The following is a 16900-nucleotide window of genomic DNA, read 5'->3' as shown; positions in this document are numbered from 1 at the left end:
TCTTACAATGTATTAATTAATTCGCAGGTAAACAACTTCATTCCCTTGAGTTATAAGCTTCCCTGTTCAGAAGAAAAAAATCCAATTCAATCAGCCTTATGCTTTCTTCCCCAGCAATTTAACCTTTATAGTTGAAGCTCCTCGATGAAAAAACAACCTTTTTATCCATAACAGAACAAGATCACTTCTTTTTAGTGTTGAGCAACTTTTATTTACTATTACGCTCTCTTGCAGCTTCAGGGCCTTCTACTCTCGTAGCTCCTGGATAATCAAGAGATTGATCTCGATCAGATTCTACTTTACCACTTTTCCTTAACTTCTTCTCTTGTCTATCTTTTCCCATCTCAATACCTCCTTAATTGTCGTTATATTCATTTTGTACTATGAACCTTAATATCATTAGCACTATTTTTTATTTATTTTCGATTAAAGCTAATTGGAAAGAGACATAATGGGAATAGTAGGAGGGGTGAATAGTGGAAGGAATTATTTATTTTTGGTTCATGTGGTTAGCATGGATTTATATAACATTCATTATGGAAAAAAATAGGTATAGAGACAAAATGTCCATTTTCATTTTAATAACCATATTTTCAAGTAGTGGAGAAATGATTTTAGGAGAGTACCATCTTTCATTGCCTTTTTTGTTATTTCTAATTTTAGGTTATTATCTTTCAGTAAAACAGGGAAATAACAATATGATTCATTACTATTTGTCATCTACAACAATAACATTTGCCTATGCAGGTACCATGTTATTCAGTATATATGATCCTGTTTGGTTTGTAATAGATTATCGACTAATTCTAAGCTTTGTTGTAAGTATAGTCGCAATCTTCTTAGGGAAAAGTATTGCGCAAAAGTATGCCTTGTTTTTTATGTCAATATGTCATGGGGAACTGCTATATTGGCTTGTTATGTCAAAGTTCCATAACAGTATAAGTATAGGAAATCCCGTATTTTTAGATATCGTTGTTATTGGGTGTTTTTCTATTTGTATATGGACAATGTTTCAAAAGCTCATTATCTTTTTTGAACAGAATGTCCAAAAGCTCCAGAGGTTACAAAAATCAGCAAAGGAAAAGCAGGGATAATATGAATGAATATACAATGCCAGTGTTATTTGGAGTCATCGTAGGTGTTCTGACAAGACTACATATGCTTAAAACGGACTATCGTCAATATCCAACATATCTTCATGGGAAAATAATACACGTAGCATTAGGATTTATCGCAGCAGGGTTAGGAACAGTAGCTGTTCCATCTATAATGGAAGAGGATTTTACTGCTATTACTTTTTTAACCCTAGCTGCTTCTCAGTTTCGTGATGTTCGAAATATGGAGAGAAATACACTCACTGTGTTAGATGATTACGAGCTAGTTCCAAGAGGTAAAACATATATAGAGGGTATTGCTATTGCGTTTGAGAGTAGAAATTACTTAGTCATTTTCACATCACTATTTACTACGTTTGCTTATTTAGTGGTAAATATTTATGTTGCCTTGGTTGTTGGAGTGATCTGTTATCTTATTTCTAGAAGACTAATGTCTGGTAGTAGAATTAAAGATCTTGTTGATATTAAACATGCGGAAATAAGATTTGATGGTGCGGGATTATATGTAGATAATATTTACATTATGAATATAGGTATACCTGAAAAACAAAAAGCCATTTTAAACTATGGGATGGGATTTGTACTAACACCTAAGAACTCAAACTCCAAAATGACTATTGCTAATCTTGGTCAACGACAAGCAATTCTCCATGATGTTTCCACTGCATTAGGTGTATTTCGGGATTCTGGTGAACCAGCACTTGTTCCTTTAGCCAAAAGAGATCTTGATGATGGTCGCTTAGGTGTTTTTGTTTTACCACAAGAACGTGATGTTGAGCGAGCAATCCGTGTTATAGGTGAAGTGCCTACACTTGAAAATGCGATCAGAATGCCTACTGAAGCGAAAGCTAATCGTCAAGGAGGGGTAAAGTGAGTGCATTAGAAAAGTATATTCTAGCTATTATTACAACAGATCAAACGAAAGCAGCTGGAGGCACAGCTATTTTTATTTGCAAAACACAAGAAGAGATGCATTTTTATGCTAGGAACCTTGAAGCCATTTTAGATGGTATAGCTCATGGTATTGGTGATGACATGTATGTTATTGTCAAACACTAAGTTGTGAATTTATCAAATGTCTGCTAATATATAAAAGTTATGGAGGTTGACTCAAGAGGGGTCTGACCCCTCCCACGTTCCCTTCTATTTTGTAGATTGGAATGAGGGATCTGACCCATTTTTCATGAGTCAGCCTATTTTTATAATAAAAAAAAGTATAAGATGTTTAGCTAAGATGTCTAGCCCGATGGTTGAGTAAGGCGCTAGCGTGATTCTTATATAGGAATGTTAGGTATTACCTTGGAAAAATAATTATTCTATATTAATTTATAAATTACATATTTATGTGCGATTGAATGAAGTGATGTATAGAAAAATAAATGGAAAGCTAACATTCTTTTTATAGTCTGGAAAATTAGTGACTAATGTGAGTTTCCCTTTGTTAAAGTTTAATAAAAAGGGCTCATTTTTATATTTGTAGTAGTTGATTTCAACAATCCTTTAGATAGGTTGACTCTATAGATGGAAGTTATGTGCCAATAAAGGCAGCTTAACTCAAAGCATGTTCGAAAGTTAACACCTAAAAGGGGTATCGACGTGCAAATATAATAAGAACTATTTTTTAGATTTTGAATAATGAAAATCCAGTAAAAATTGATATGTGCAGGAAGGATGTAAAATATGGCAAAACCAGTAATTGCAATCGTTGGAAGGCCTAACGTTGGTAAATCTACAATTTTCAACAGAATTGTGGGAGAACGTGTGTCAATCGTAGAAGATATTCCTGGAGTGACTAGAGATCGGATTTATAGTTCTGGTGAATGGTTAACTTATAACTTCAATATTATTGATACAGGTGGTATAGATATAGGAGATGAGCCGTTTTTAGCGCAAATTCGTCACCAAGCAGAAATTGCTATAGATGAAGCCGATGTGATCATTTTCTTAACGAATTCACGTGAAGGGGTTACAGCAGCTGATGAAGAAGTAGCAAAAATTCTCTTTCGCTCAAATAAGCCTGTAGTTCTTGCAGTAAATAAAGTAGATAATCCTGAAATGAGAGCAACAATTTATGATTTTTACTCCTTAGGTTTTGGTGAACCTTTTCCAATCTCAGGATCTCATGGTTTAGGACTAGGTGACTTATTGGATGAAGTGGCTAAACATTTTAACAATATTGGAACAGAGGATTATGATGAAACAACAATAAAATTCTCACTGATTGGTAGACCGAACGTCGGTAAATCCTCTCTTGTGAATGCGATTTTAGGTGAAGATCGTGTTATTGTAAGTGATGTTGCAGGAACAACACGAGATGCAATTGATACTGTTTACAAATATGAAGGACAAGAATTTGTTATCATTGATACAGCAGGGATGAGGAAAAAAGGAAAAGTGTACGAAACAACCGAAAAGTATAGTGTGCTTCGTGCATTAAAAGCCATTGATCGGTCTGATGTGATCTTAGTTGTTATAAATGCTGAAGAAGGTATTATTGAACAAGACAAACATATCGCGGGATATGCACATGAAGCTGGAAAAGCTGTTGTTATTGTTGTAAATAAGTGGGATGCAGTAGATAAAGATGAAAAAACGATGAAAGAATTTGAAGAGAATATTCGTGACCACTTCAAGTTTTTAGATTATGCACCTATTGTATTCCTATCAGCCATAACGAAAAAAAGAATTCATACACTAATGCCTAGAATTCTTTTAGCAAGTGAAAATCATTCTAGAAGAGTTCAAACAAATGTACTTAATGATGTGATTATGGATGCCGTTGCGATGAATCCTACTCCTACTCATAAAGGAAAACGTTTAAAAATATTCTATACTTCACAAGTTGCTGTTAAACCACCAACTTTCGTTGTTTTTGTGAACGATCCAGAATTAATGCACTTTTCTTATGAAAGATTTTTAGAAAATAAAATCAGAGCTGCCTTTGAATTTGAAGGAACACCTATTAAAATTTTTACAAGAGAAAGAAAGTAAGAGTTAACTAAGGTGTTTTGATTGATCTGTTTATTGTGAAGGATGTGTTTAGATGGAACAAATTACAGTATTAGGAGCAGGTAGTTGGGGAACTGCTTTAGCTATCGTTCTTGCAGACAATGGACATGAAGTAAAACTTTGGGGACATCGTCAATCCTTAATAGATGAAATTAATACAACTAAGCAAAATAAGAAATACTTACCAGGAATAGATCTTCCTAAAAATATCGTAGCAACTTCAAATTTAGCTGAAAGCCTAAATGGTGTCCAAACAGTCATTTTAGCTGTTCCTACGAAGGCCATTCGAGAGGTTCTGAATGATGTGAAGAAATTTGCCGATGATAAGCTCACGGTCGTCCATGTAAGTAAAGGAATAGAGCCTGATACATTGTTGCGTATTTCTGAAATAATTGAGGTGGAAATGCCAGAACACTTGTTAAAGGATGTTGTTGTTCTTTCAGGTCCTAGTCATGCAGAAGAGGTAAGTCAAAGACATATTACAACAGTTACGTCGTCATCCAAAACGATGAGTGCTGCTGAATATGTTCAAGACTTGTTTATTAATCAAAATTTTAGAGTATATACAAATCCAGATATAATTGGTGTGGAAATCGGTGGAGCTTTAAAGAACATCATTGCATTAGCTGCTGGGATCACAGATGGACTTGGTTATGGAGATAACGCTAAAGCTGCACTTATTACTCGTGGTTTAGCAGAGATTGCTAGGCTAGGAAGTAAAATGGGTGGAAATCCATTAACTTTTTCAGGGTTAACTGGAATAGGTGATTTAATTGTTACATGTACTAGTATTCATTCACGTAACTGGAGAGCTGGTAACTTACTTGGAAAAGGTCAAAGTCTTGATGAAGTCCTTGCTAACATGGGCATGGTTGTAGAAGGTGTGCGAACCACAAAAGCAGCGTATCAACTTGCTTTAAAGTATGAAGTGAAAATGCCAATTACTGAGGCTTTATATGATGTGTTATTTAATGATAAGTCACCGAAAGAAGCAGTGGATTCTTTAATGGCTCGTGTGAAGACACATGAAATGGAAGACTTAGTAAATATAATTGAGAAACGCTAATTGATAAGGTGACATTCGTAAATTCCAATGCATATAATAACAAGAATTAAATCAAAGGGAACAATATCCTATAAGGTCTTACATTCTGCTTGCGGCGGAACGTTATGTCTTTGATCTTCATCCTTGCTAAATCGTCAGTTCAATAACTTTAACGAATAATACTTGGCGTATATAGGCATTAGAGGATACCAAAACATCCTATTCCGCATAAAATGCAACGTAGTAAAATAAGAGTTGTTCTATTTTTGGGTAGTATTTAGTCGTTTGTCCTTTGCTGAAGTAAAGTTCGTCCCCTCTTTACTTCAGTTTTTTTGTATATATTGAACTTATTCTCCGTTTAATAGATAATCTGTACTCAATGATAAATAATTCCCTTGATACAATGATTGCTTTCCCCCTCTTTAATAAACTTTTTATCCCCAATTTGAAATGTTGCTATAAATTGAAGCAACTTAGATTCATAATCAAGAGATAAAACTTATTTGGACAAGCTTTGTAAACTGTATTATAATCGTTCAAGGAGTTTAACCTTTTATAAATTAAATACTACATACAAGAAGCGTCTGTTCTTCTTTTAAAGGAGGAATTATTGATGAGCACAGCCCTTATGAAAATGTGGATTTCGTTTGCATCCATGGGATTTATGTTTATTTCAATTATTTTCATTTATTTAAGTCGATTTAAATTAAAAGGTCTTTTAAAAGTAATCGTTACCATTTTGGCCTACATCTTTATGATTCTAGCAGGAATAATTATTATATTTGTCGTTTTAAGCGGACCAGTTTCAGAATAAATACAAGTAAAAGGAAGTCATTACGAATGAAATTTTATAAAATTTTAGTAGTTATGCTTGGTTGTATTCTTTTGACAGGATGTTTATATCCTGAAGAAAAGTTACAGAAAAATTCAATTCCATATGACGATCAAATAGCTGCTGTGCAAAGCTCAGTAGATCAATATCAGGAGGATACCAGCGGACTCTTACCAATTAAAACAAGGGATATGACAACACCAATTTATCAAAAATATCCAATAGACTTTTCCATGTTAACCCCAAGGTATATGGCAGAGCCACCAGGAACCGCCTATGAAAGCGGTGGGGTGTATCAATATGTACTAGTGGATGTTGAAGAAGATCCAACAGTAAAGTTGCTTGATTTAAGAGTTACAGAAGAACTTCATGAACTCTCAATAAAATTAGAGGTGTATCGTCAAGCAAAAGGATACCCACCGTTCAAAGATCTTATTACAAGTGAGATATTTACTCTTGATTATGAAAAACTAGGTTATAAAGAGCCACCAACAGTTCAGAGTCCTTTTACAGGTGAATATTTGCCTTTAATCATTGATAAAGAAGCAAATGTTTATGTTGATTATCGTATCGACCTAAATAGAGCATTGCAGGAAAAGGATCATTCCTATAAACAAGGAGATGATATACTAAATATCCTTGTTAAAGATAGTCCTTTCGTTCCAGCGTACTCATTACCATATACTATTGATGATAAAGGTGAACCAATCTTCAGAACTGAAGAATAGTATTTGATCTGAAATTTCAATTAATTTATGGTTTTTAAAATTATTTTGATAATTATGTCATGAACCCTTCATTAGAGAATAAACTCTAAAAGAAGGGTTTTCTTTTTCGCTTTTTTTAAAAGGAATTGGCTATGTTAATAATATTGATTTTTGAGTCCTTTGTTGATTGGAGTGACTATATGTGACTACTTCTTTAAGAGAAGCGTGTCAGTAGGAGACCTCACGAGCACAGCTTACGAGGAGGTTCAAGGACTGCTCTAGAAAGCAAATGTCTGTAACGAAAATCAAAAACAAAGTTTAACAAAGCTAATGAAATAACAAAGATTTGAGCGATAATGAAAAAAATTTAGAAACTAAGTCATAAATAAGTAGGACAACGTCATACATATATAATGTCCTATAAGAAGACGGATAAGCATTATCCCAATATTGTATGATCGGGAGGGGATCCACTTGGAAAAAGTAGATATTTTCAAGGATATCGCTGAACGAACTGGTGGCGATATATATTTAGGAGTAGTTGGTGCAGTAAGAACAGGTAAATCTACTTTTATTAAAAAGTTTATGGAACTAGTCGTACTACCTAACATTGACAATGAATCTGACAAAGCAAGAGCTCAAGATGAATTACCACAAAGTGCAGCTGGTAAAACAATTATGACAACTGAGCCTAAATTTGTCCCGAATCAAGCAGTTTCCATCCATGTAGATGAGGGACTTGATGTCAATATTAGATTGGTAGACTGTGTAGGTTACACTGTACCTGGTGCGAAAGGCTATGAAGATGAAAATGGCCCTCGTATGATAAACACTCCTTGGTATGAAGAGCCAATACCATTTCATGAAGCAGCAGAAATTGGAACACGTAAAGTTATTCAAGAGCATTCAACATTAGGTTGTGTAATTACAACAGATGGTTCAATTGGCGATATTCCTCGTCATGATTACTTAGAAGCAGAAGCAAGAGTAATCGATGAATTAAAAGAGGTTGGCAAACCGTTTATTATGATTATTAATACAGTCCATCCTCATCACCCAGAAACTGAAGCCCTTCGTCAACAGTTAAATGAGAAATATGATATTCCTGTACTAGCAATGAGCGTTGAGAGTATGAGGGAAACAGATGTAATGAATGTATTAAGAGAATCATTATATGAATTTCCAGTTTTAGAGGTTAATGTTAACCTACCAAGCTGGGTGATGGTTCTTAGAGAAAATCATTGGTTAAGACAAAGCTACCAAGAAGCTGTAAAAGATACAGTGAAAGATATTAAGAGGCTTCGTGATGTTGATAGAGTAGTAGGACAATTTAGTGAGTATGACTTTATCAATAAAGCAAGTTTAGCGGGTATCGAAATGGGCCAAGGAATTGCTGAAATTGATTTATATGCTCCAGACGATTTATACGATCAAATCTTAAAAGAAGTTGTAGGAGTAGAAATACGCGGCAAAGACCACTTGTTACAATTAATGCAAGACTTTGCGTATGCAAAAACTGAGTATGATCAAGTAGCGGATGCTATAAAAATGGTAAAGCAAACTGGTTATGGTATTGCAGCACCAGCTTTAGCTGATATGAGCTTAGATGAACCTGAGATCATCCGACAAGGTTCAAGATTTGGTGTGAGACTTAAAGCAGTTGCTCCATCGATTCATATGATTAAAGTGGATGTAGAGTCTGAATTTGCTCCAATTATAGGAACAGAGAAGCAATCCGAAGAACTTGTCCGATACTTAATGCAAGACTTTGAAGATAATCCATTATCAATTTGGAATTCTGATATATTTGGAAGAAGCTTAAGTTCAATTGTTCGAGAAGGTATTCAAGCTAAATTATCTCTTATGCCAGAAAATGCACGTTATAAGCTAAAAGAAACATTGGAGAGAATCATTAATGAAGGCTCTGGTGGATTAATAGCTATTATCTTATAATTCTTTGACCTCTAATTTAGAGGTCTTTTTTTTGAAGTGAATTTAGAGCTCTTTTCTGAAAGATAGTTGTTAATTGACGTCTTTACCTGTCGTAATCAGCGTTACCTCGCTTAAAATATGCGAATTATTTAAGGTAAGATGTCACTAAAATTTATACAGAGTTTTCCCCTTTTTTTGTATTTTAAAAACAATAAAATTTCAGGCAATAGCTGTTTTATACAAAAAAATTTCAATTCAATGATTTACTTAAATTAGTCAAATAAGAAACATTTGTTCTTTTTTTTGAATGAAACCTTGATATAAATAGACTTTTTATTATGATATTCCTTGATTCGTCTGATTTATTATGTTAATCTTTTTACAGAATTTCTTTTCTTTATTGGTCGATTCTTCCTAAAAAACCAATATTCATGATGAAAATCATTGAATTATGTAGAAAAATCATATAAGATAAGCGTGTTGATAGTAATATCACGCTCACATGTATAGAATTGATCAAAACTGTGAAGAAATGAAGACTAAAAGAATCCATCCCCTTTGGGAGGAGGTGAAAGGCATGAATAAAACAGAACTTATCAACGCAGTAGCGGAAGCTAGTGAATTATCTAAAAAAGATGCAACTAAAGCAGTTGATGCTGTTTTCGATACAATTTTAGATGCACTAAAAAATGGTGATAAAGTACAACTTATCGGTTTCGGTAACTTTGAAGTTCGTGAGCGTGCGGCTCGTAAAGGTCGTAACCCACAAACTGGTGAAGAAATTGAAATTGCTGCTAGCAAGGTGCCTGCTTTCAAACCAGGTAAAGCACTTAAAGACGCAGTAGCAGGTAAATAAGTTTAAAATGTCATGTAATAACCATTACATACAAGCTTCTTCACAAAGCCCCTTCCTAAGGGGCTTTTCATTTGTATTCTCCACTTCTACATACATACTATTTTTTGCTTTTATCCCCAATCATATGCTAGAATCTGAATCAAATATAACCTGGAGGCTGGACATGACACACGTAAATCATGAGAAAATTGAACAAGCTATTAAATTAATACTTGAGGCAATTGGAGAAGATCCAAATCGTGAAGGGTTACATGATACTCCAAAAAGAGTGGCAAAAATGTATGCTGAGGTTTTTAGTGGTTTAAATGAAGATCCTTCAGAGCACTTTCAAACAATTTTTGGTGAAGATCATGAGGAATTAGTATTGGTTAAAGATATTCCGTTTTACTCTATGTGTGAACACCATCTTGTTCCGTTCTATGGTAAAGCGCATGTTGCCTACATTCCAAAAGGTGGTAAGGTAACAGGATTAAGTAAATTAGCTCGTGCGGTTGATGCTGTTGCTAAAAGACCGCAATTACAAGAAAGAATTACCTCAACAATTGCTGACAGTATTAATAAATCATTAGAACCACATGGTGTCATGGTTGTAGTTGAAGCAGAACATATGTGTATGACAATGAGAGGCATTAAGAAGCCAGGTTCACAAACAGTTACATCTGCAGTTAGAGGAATATTTCGAAAAGATGAGGCTTCAAGAGCAGAGGTCTTGTCATTAATTAAAGGTTAGTGATAAGTATTTCAATTAAGGATTCTTTATAATCTACTAATTAATTTAATAATGATATAAAATAGGAAGATAAACTAGACATAGGTAGGTGCAAACATGAGTCAAAAAAATGACTTTGTTGTTATTAAAGCGATAGAAGATGGTGTGAATGTAATTGGTCTTACAAGAGGCACAGATACACGCTTTCATCATTCTGAAAAATTAGACAAGGGCGAAGTGATGATTGCTCAATTTACAGAGCATACATCTGCTATTAAAATAAGAGGTAAAGCACAAATCCAAACAGCGATTGGTGAGCTAGAAAGTGATTCGAGAAAATAAGTAGGTATTACCCTGCTTATTTTACTTTTTATTTCAGCTTGAAATAAAAAAAATGAAATTTGTAAAGTTGGGCTAATTGAGGAATACAGCAATCATTGCAAAACCAACCTTATAAAAAGAAAATGATTCTAAGTTATGTTATAATAAAACGTATCTTTAATATTGATAGAATGTTTGCTTAAGATGTGGAGTAAAGGAATACGAGAACACTTTTGTTAGTGAAATTTCCGTCCCCTTTTTTCACAAAAACATAACTTTTGCTAGGAAATAATATATAGATATTCATTGACTAGTGAAAATAGAGATAAAATGTTAATTCGGGGACAAGGGTGATATATTTGCAGGACATCGATGTACAGTTAGCAAAAATCAAAGAAGCTCTAGAGGTAAAACTAACACATCCATTTTTGATTAAGCATTTACCTTCTCCTAAAATAGATGATGATAAGTTGCTGCTTTTATATGCAATTTTTGATGAGATAGACCTTACTATGGAATTAAAAACAAACTACATTTTGACAGCAATGTTAGTTCAAATTGCTCTTGATACGCATGACGATGTTACAACTACGAATGTGATAAATTCAGATGAGTTTGTTCAAAGACAATTAACTGTTCTAGCTGGTGACTATTTTAGCGGATTATATTATTTGTTACTTTCAAATATTAAGGACATTAACATGGTTCGTACGTTAGCAATTGCTATTAAGGAAATAAATGAACATAAAATCAGGCTATATCATGATAAGGAAGCAAATGAAAAGCAATTTTTAGAAAGTGTTATTGTTGTTGAAACATCTCTATTTCAAAAAATAACTGATCATTACAAATTGGATTTCCTTAAATTGTTAACAACCAAATTTCTTACATATAAAAGACTCTCTCATGAAAAATTTCATACTAATTTTGAAAGCAAATTATCGATAAATAATCTAACAAAAACATGTAATGGTTTGTTTGAAGAAACAGTCGAATTAATTAACAAGGGTTTTTATCAGAACTCTATGTTAAGAGAGCTACTACTTAAACATTTACATCCAGATCATTTTCAATCATCATTACATGATAACAAGATAGTGGAAGAAGGTTAATAAAGATGGATCAGTCTAAGGAAGAAAGAGTCCATGGAGTTTTTGAAAAAATTTATAAAAACTATGACCAAATGAATTCTGTAATAAGCTTTCAGCGCCATAAGGCTTGGAGAAAAGAAACAATGAAGAGAATGAACGTAAAGCCTGGTCAAAAGGCTTTAGACGTATGCTGTGGAACTGCTGATTGGAGTATAGCACTTGCTGATGCAGTTGGTTCAAAAGGTAAAGTAGTCGGTTTAGATTTTAGTCAAAATATGTTACAAATTGGTCATGAAAAAGTTAAGCAATTAAAACTTAATAATATAGAGCTAATTCATGGCAATGCTATGAAATTACCTTTTGAAGATCAATCATTCGATTTCGTAACAATAGGTTTTGGTTTGAGAAATGTACCAGATTACTTACAGGTGCTAAAAGAAATGCATCGTGTCCTTAAACCTGGTGGTAAAGCTGTTTGTTTAGAAACATCACAACCTACACTACCTGTTTTTAAACAATTCTTCTCTCTCTATTTTCGTTACGTTATGCCTTTATTTGGAAAGGTATTTGCAAAAAGTTATAAAGAATATTCATGGTTACAGGAATCAGCTCGAGATTTCCCAGGTATGAAAGAATTAGCTAGTATGTTTAAAGAAGCAGGATTTGAAACAGTAGAAGTGAAACCATTTACAGGTGGAGTTGCAGCAATGCATCTTGGAGTAAAAGAAAAAAGATAATGATGAGGTTTTGCCAGACCACTTTGTTATAAGAAGTTTTCTCTACAGGCTTGCTTCTTAAACATTGTGGTCTTTTACTTTGAAAATATGTATTAGTTAGACAATAAACGAAAAAACGTTTGTACTACAAAAAGATGTATTAAGGTGAATTTATATGAAATATAAAGCATTGTATTCTTTCTTAAATAATGATCTTTCTATAATTGAACAAGAACTTGAAAAAACCTCTATTTCGGAGTATTCCTTATTAAAGGAAGCGAACTTAGAGTTATTGCAAGCGGGAGGGAAACGAATCCGCCCAGTATTTGTTTTGCTTTCTTCTATGTTTGGTGACTATAACATTAACAAAGTAAAATATGTTGCCGTGGCATTAGAGACGATTCATATGGCATCACTTGTCCATGATGATGTAATAGACGATGCAGAGATGCGAAGGGGAAAACCCACTGTTAAATCTAGATGGGATAACCGGATAGCTATGTATACAGGAGACTACTTACTTGCCAGGTCATTGGAAGTGATGACAAATATAGATGATCCACTGGCTCATCACATTTTATCAAAAGCCATTGTTGAAGTATGTCTTGGTGAAATAGAACAAATAAAAGATAAATATCGATTTGATCAATCATTACGTACATATTTAAAACGAATTAAAAGAAAAACTGCGCTTTTAATTGCTGTAAGTTGCCAATTGGGTGCTGTCTCATCTGGAGCAACAAAAGAGATTCATCATAAATTATACTGGTTTGGTTATTATGTAGGGATGTCATTTCAAATTACTGACGATATACTGGATTTTACTTCTACCGAAAAAGACTTAGGTAAACCAGTAGGAAGTGATCTTCTTCAGGGAAATATTACTCTTCCTGTTTTATTTGCGTTAGAAATACCTGAAATAAAAAATGAAATAATAAAAATTTCTAATGAAACGACACCTAAAGAAATAGAGCCCGTATTAGAAATGATATTAGCTTCAGACGTTATAGAAAAATCAGCTAAAGTAAGTGATCAGTATTTAAAAAAGGCCTTTGATATCTTGGAAACTCTTCCAAAGAATCGTGCTCGGTCTACTTTGCATAGTATTGCAAAATATATTGGAAAAAGAAAATTTTAGATAGTTCTAATTTTCTCCATCCCTGAGATTGCATTCATATCCCAATACATGGTATTATTTTCTTGGGGTATGAAAGCCTATACATAATTTTTATGGGGTGGAGAATATTATGGAAAAAACATTTTTAATGGTAAAACCTGATGGGGTGCAGCGTCAACTGATCGGGGAAATTGTTGGTCGATTTGAAAGTAAGGGCTTACAATTGGTTGGAGCCAAATTAATGACAATACCGAAAGAATTAGCTGAAAAGCATTATGGTGAGCATAAAGGTAAACCATTTTATGATGCGCTTGTTGATTTTATTACATCAGGTCCGGTTTTTGCCATGGTTTGGCAAGGAGATAATGTAATTGAGATCACTCGCAAGATGATGGGCAAGACAAATCCTAAAGATGCTGAACCTGGTACAATACGAGGTGATTATAGCATGTATGTTAGTAAGAATATCATTCATGGATCTGATTCACCTGAAAGTGCAAAACGAGAAATTTCATTATTTTTCAATGAAAATGAAATTGTTGAGTATGAAAAGTTAATAAATAATTGGATATATTAAAAAAGCTAGCATTTGCTAGTTTTTTTTATTACGAAAAAATAAATCACCCCAATAATTGACTATGAATTGTCAATTTAAAAATAAGACTATGTTAAAGCTAATATTGGATTTTAGGCTTTGGTAGAGATGAATAAAAGAGACTTCTGTGGGAGAAGCGAATGCCTGTAACGGAACTTAACAACAATGGTTAACATCATTAAAAATAAAAATTATACTATATACAAACGTTCGCTCGCTATGTTAAACACCTTGTAGTGGTCCACGCTATCTTACAGGGGAATTTCACTCCACACAAAGATTTTTCATCTCGAGTAAAAGCATTTTTAATACTCATATGCATCTGATAATACATCATTTATCAACATACTCCCGTTTTCTCATAGATCGTAACCAATATAGAATTGAAAGAGCATCATTGGTTGGAAACAGGATACTTTGGACTTATTTTTTGATTTTTTGTTTCTTTTGTAATGTTATAAGGAGTTAGGCATCAATGTGCATGTACTGTATGTATGCGGATTGTGGCATTCCTTATGGTGAAATCTCATGAAAAGTTAAACAGGTCTCAATGATAGCTTTTATAAAAAAATGAACTGAAATGGTAGTGAAAATAACATTCTATTTTCATGTTTCGTCATTTTCTGCAAAAATTTCGCAAATTCTAATAAATATAAGATATACTATAAATTATTCCTAAATGAATAAAAATTTCTTAGATGTTTTAACTAATAGGCTATGATAAGTCTCAATGTTGTTGTTAGCACATTGTTTTATGGTGCTAAACGGGAGAGGCTCCTAGACAGATCTACAAAAATACTATCAGGAAATACAATAGGAGAGTTGTTATGAGTGATCAAGATTATGAAAAATTTATTAAGAATATAAAATCCAAAACCGGTATTGACTTATCACTTTATAAAGAAGCCCAAATGAAAAGAAGACTAACTTCATTGTATGAAAAAAGAGGATTCACAAGCTTTTTAGAATTTTTTTCTGGCTTAAATAATCAACGAGAGCTTTATTATGAATTCTTAGATCGCATGACAATTAACGTATCTGAATTTTATCGCAATTATAAAAGATGGGAAATACTCGAAGAAAAGATACTACCCAGTTTACTAGAAAAGAACAATAACTTGAAAGTATGGAGTGCAGCGTGTTCAACAGGCGAAGAGCCTTATACGATTGCAATGATTCTATCTAAGTTGATGCCCATGTCAAAAGTGAAGGTGCTAGCAACTGATATTGATGAAAATGTCATAGCTCGAGCAAAACTAGGGGTTTATCCTGAAAGATCTTTGAATGAAGTTCCAGATGATATTAGAAAAAAATATTTTGTGAAAGAAGGATCAAATTATAAAGTAAGCGATGAAATCATGAAAACTGTAACTTTTAAAAAGCAGAATTTACTTGCAGATCCATTTGATACACAGTTTGATTTGATTGTTTGTAGAAATGTGCTTATTTACTTTACTGAAGAAGCTAAAGAAGTATTATATACGAAATTTAGTACTGCTTTAAAAAGGCAAGGGGTGTTTTTTGTAGGAAGTACTGAGCAAATATTTAATGCTGAACGCTTCGATTTAGCCTCTGTTGATACATTTTTTTATCAAAAGAGATAAGAATTTTCTATTTTTTTAGAAAAAGTTATGTTATATTTTTACTTAAAAGCGTTAGTGCGTTGAAGGGAGAGAGTAGAATGAGGTATTTAACAGCTGGTGAATCACATGGACCTCAATTAACTGCAATTGTTGAAGGTGTACCATCTGGACTAAATTTAACGGCAGAAGCGATAAATTCTGATTTAGCAAGAAGACAAAAGGGCTACGGTCGAGGTCGTAGAATGCAAATCGAAAAGGACCAAGTTCAAATTCTTGGTGGTGTTAGACATGGGAAAGCTTTAGGTTCACCAATTTCACTTGTGGTTGAAAATAGAGATTGGAAGCATTGGACTAAAATTATGGGAATTGAACCTATCTCAAATGAAGAAGAACAAGAAGTTAAACGTCAAATTACACGTCCTCGTCCCGGACATGCGGATTTAGTTGGCGCGATGAAATATGGACATCGGGATATGCGAAATGTTTTAGAACGTTCATCTGCACGTGAAACAACCGTTCGTGTAGCTGTGGGTGCACTAGCTAAGCAGATTTTAGCAGAATTGAACATTAAAGTAGTTGGTCACGTATTAGAAATAGGTGGGGTCAGAGCAAAGAATACGAATTATAAAAACATAGATGATTTGTTAGCAGTAACAGAGGAATCACAAGTAAGATGCTATGATCGTGAAGCTGAAGTGAAAATGATGGAAGCTATTGACCAAGCGAAAGAAAATGGCGATTCTATTGGTGGAATTGTAGAAGTAGTTGTAGAAGGTTTACCGGCGGGTATTGGAAGTTATGTTCATTATGATCGTAAACTCGATAGTAAAATTGCAGGAGCTATCGTAAGTATTAATGCTTTTAAAGGAGTCGAGTTTGGTATTGGCTTTGAAGCAGCGAGAAGATTTGGTAGTCAAGTTCATGATGAAATTCAATGGGATTCTGAGGAAGGTTATACTCGTAAATCAAATAATTTAGGTGGATTTGAAGGCGGAATGACAACTGGAATGCCTGTTGTTGTTAGAGGAGTAATGAAGCCAATTCCTACTTTGTATAAACCTTTACAAAGTGTAGACATTGAAACGAAAGAACCTTTTAGCGCGAGTATTGAGCGTTCAGATAGCTGTGCTGTTCCAGCTGCAAGTGTTGTAGCTGAGTCAGTTGTTGCATGGGAAATAGCAAATGCAATCGTCGAGCAATTTGGATTAGATCGTATGGATTTGATTAAAGAAAATATTCAGAAAATGCACACGTACTCGAGGGATTTTTAAA

The 16900-nt window shown here is 33.7% G+C and carries 18 protein-coding genes; 17 read left to right on the top strand and 1 reads right to left on the bottom strand.

All coding sequences use genetic code 11. From position 1 onward, the window contains the following. Positions 1-208 precede the first annotated feature (208 nt). Positions 209-343 carry a YpzI family protein gene (locus LC076_RS05870; protein WP_226666892.1) on the bottom strand — a complete coding sequence of 45 codons (135 nt, stop codon included), beginning with the start codon at positions 341-343 and terminating at the stop codon, positions 209-211. A gap of 133 nt (positions 344-476) precedes the next feature. On the opposite strand from LC076_RS05870, the gene LC076_RS05865 reads away from it, so the two are divergent. The 17 genes from LC076_RS05865 (at position 477) to aroC (ending at position 16899) form a co-directional block, all read left to right on the top strand. After that, a complete protein-coding gene (locus tag LC076_RS05865; RefSeq protein WP_226666891.1) occupies positions 477-1094 on the top strand; it encodes a hypothetical protein in 618 nt (205 codons plus the stop codon). A 1-nt stretch (position 1095) separates the two neighbouring features. Beyond that, positions 1096-1989: a YIEGIA family protein gene (locus LC076_RS05860; protein ID WP_226666890.1), complete on the top strand. Its 894-nt coding sequence runs from the start codon at positions 1096-1098 to the stop codon at positions 1987-1989. Continuing rightward, positions 1986-2174 carry a capping complex subunit for YIEGIA gene (locus LC076_RS05855; RefSeq protein ID WP_226666889.1) on the top strand — a complete coding sequence of 63 codons (189 nt, stop codon included), beginning with the start codon at positions 1986-1988 and terminating at the stop codon, positions 2172-2174. Before LC076_RS05860 ends, LC076_RS05855 begins: the two co-directional genes overlap by 4 nt. 621 nt (positions 2175-2795) lie before the next feature. Beyond that, the gene (gene der / locus LC076_RS05850) at positions 2796-4106 is read left to right on the top strand and encodes a ribosome biogenesis GTPase Der (RefSeq protein ID WP_226666887.1); all 1311 of its coding nucleotides are present in this window, start codon (positions 2796-2798) and stop codon (positions 4104-4106) included. Positions 4107-4158: 52 nt separating this feature from the next. Then, complete coding sequence (locus tag LC076_RS05845; RefSeq protein WP_226666886.1) at positions 4159-5190, top strand: NAD(P)H-dependent glycerol-3-phosphate dehydrogenase; 1032 nt, start codon at positions 4159-4161, stop codon at positions 5188-5190. A 592-nt stretch (positions 5191-5782) separates the two neighbouring features. After that, positions 5783-5983, top strand: coding sequence for a DUF2768 domain-containing protein (locus tag LC076_RS05840; protein ID WP_226666885.1), 201 nt, complete (start codon positions 5783-5785; stop codon positions 5981-5983). A 26-nt stretch (positions 5984-6009) separates the two neighbouring features. Beyond that, complete coding sequence (locus tag LC076_RS05835) at positions 6010-6729, top strand: hypothetical protein (protein WP_226666883.1); 720 nt, start codon at positions 6010-6012, stop codon at positions 6727-6729. Positions 6730-7182: 453 nt separating this feature from the next. Further along, positions 7183-8661, top strand: a complete 1479-nt coding sequence (gene spoIVA, locus LC076_RS05830) for a stage IV sporulation protein A (protein ID WP_226666882.1) — start codon at positions 7183-7185, stop codon at positions 8659-8661. 556 nt (positions 8662-9217) lie between these two features. Next, a complete protein-coding gene (gene hbs, locus LC076_RS05825) occupies positions 9218-9496 on the top strand; it encodes a non-specific DNA-binding protein Hbs (RefSeq protein ID WP_146946154.1) in 279 nt (92 codons plus the stop codon). Between the two features lie 163 nt (positions 9497-9659). After that, on the top strand, positions 9660-10226 hold the full coding sequence (gene folE / locus LC076_RS05820) for a GTP cyclohydrolase I FolE (protein ID WP_226666879.1): 567 nt from the start codon (positions 9660-9662) through the stop codon (positions 10224-10226). A gap of 96 nt (positions 10227-10322) precedes the next feature. Then, positions 10323-10547 (top strand): trp RNA-binding attenuation protein MtrB, encoded by a 225-nt coding sequence (gene mtrB, locus LC076_RS05815; RefSeq protein WP_146946152.1) that lies wholly within the window; start codon positions 10323-10325, stop codon positions 10545-10547. A 329-nt stretch (positions 10548-10876) separates the two neighbouring features. Then, positions 10877-11638 (top strand): heptaprenyl diphosphate synthase component 1, encoded by a 762-nt coding sequence (locus tag LC076_RS05810; protein WP_413465949.1) that lies wholly within the window; start codon positions 10877-10879, stop codon positions 11636-11638. Between the two features lie 5 nt (positions 11639-11643). Beyond that, a complete protein-coding gene (locus LC076_RS05805) occupies positions 11644-12354 on the top strand; it encodes a demethylmenaquinone methyltransferase (protein WP_226666877.1) in 711 nt (236 codons plus the stop codon). Between the two features lie 154 nt (positions 12355-12508). Further along, complete coding sequence (gene hepT / locus LC076_RS05800) at positions 12509-13471, top strand: heptaprenyl diphosphate synthase component II (RefSeq protein ID WP_226666876.1); 963 nt, start codon at positions 12509-12511, stop codon at positions 13469-13471. A 109-nt stretch (positions 13472-13580) separates the two neighbouring features. Beyond that, positions 13581-14027, top strand: a complete 447-nt coding sequence (ndk, locus tag LC076_RS05795; protein WP_226666874.1) for a nucleoside-diphosphate kinase — start codon at positions 13581-13583, stop codon at positions 14025-14027. An 845-nt stretch (positions 14028-14872) separates the two neighbouring features. Continuing rightward, the gene (locus tag LC076_RS05790; RefSeq protein ID WP_226666873.1) at positions 14873-15649 is read left to right on the top strand and encodes a CheR family methyltransferase; all 777 of its coding nucleotides are present in this window, start codon (positions 14873-14875) and stop codon (positions 15647-15649) included. Positions 15650-15726: 77 nt separating this feature from the next. Then, entirely contained in the window at positions 15727-16899 is a 1173-nt protein-coding gene (gene aroC / locus LC076_RS05785) for a chorismate synthase (RefSeq protein WP_226666872.1), read from the top strand. Position 16900: the final 1 nt, after the last annotated feature.

Source organism: Metabacillus litoralis (assembly GCF_020524045.1).
Taxonomy (GTDB): Bacteria; Bacillota; Bacilli; order Bacillales; family Bacillaceae; genus Metabacillus; species Metabacillus litoralis_C.
This window is presented reverse-complemented; position numbering and strand designations above follow the sequence as displayed.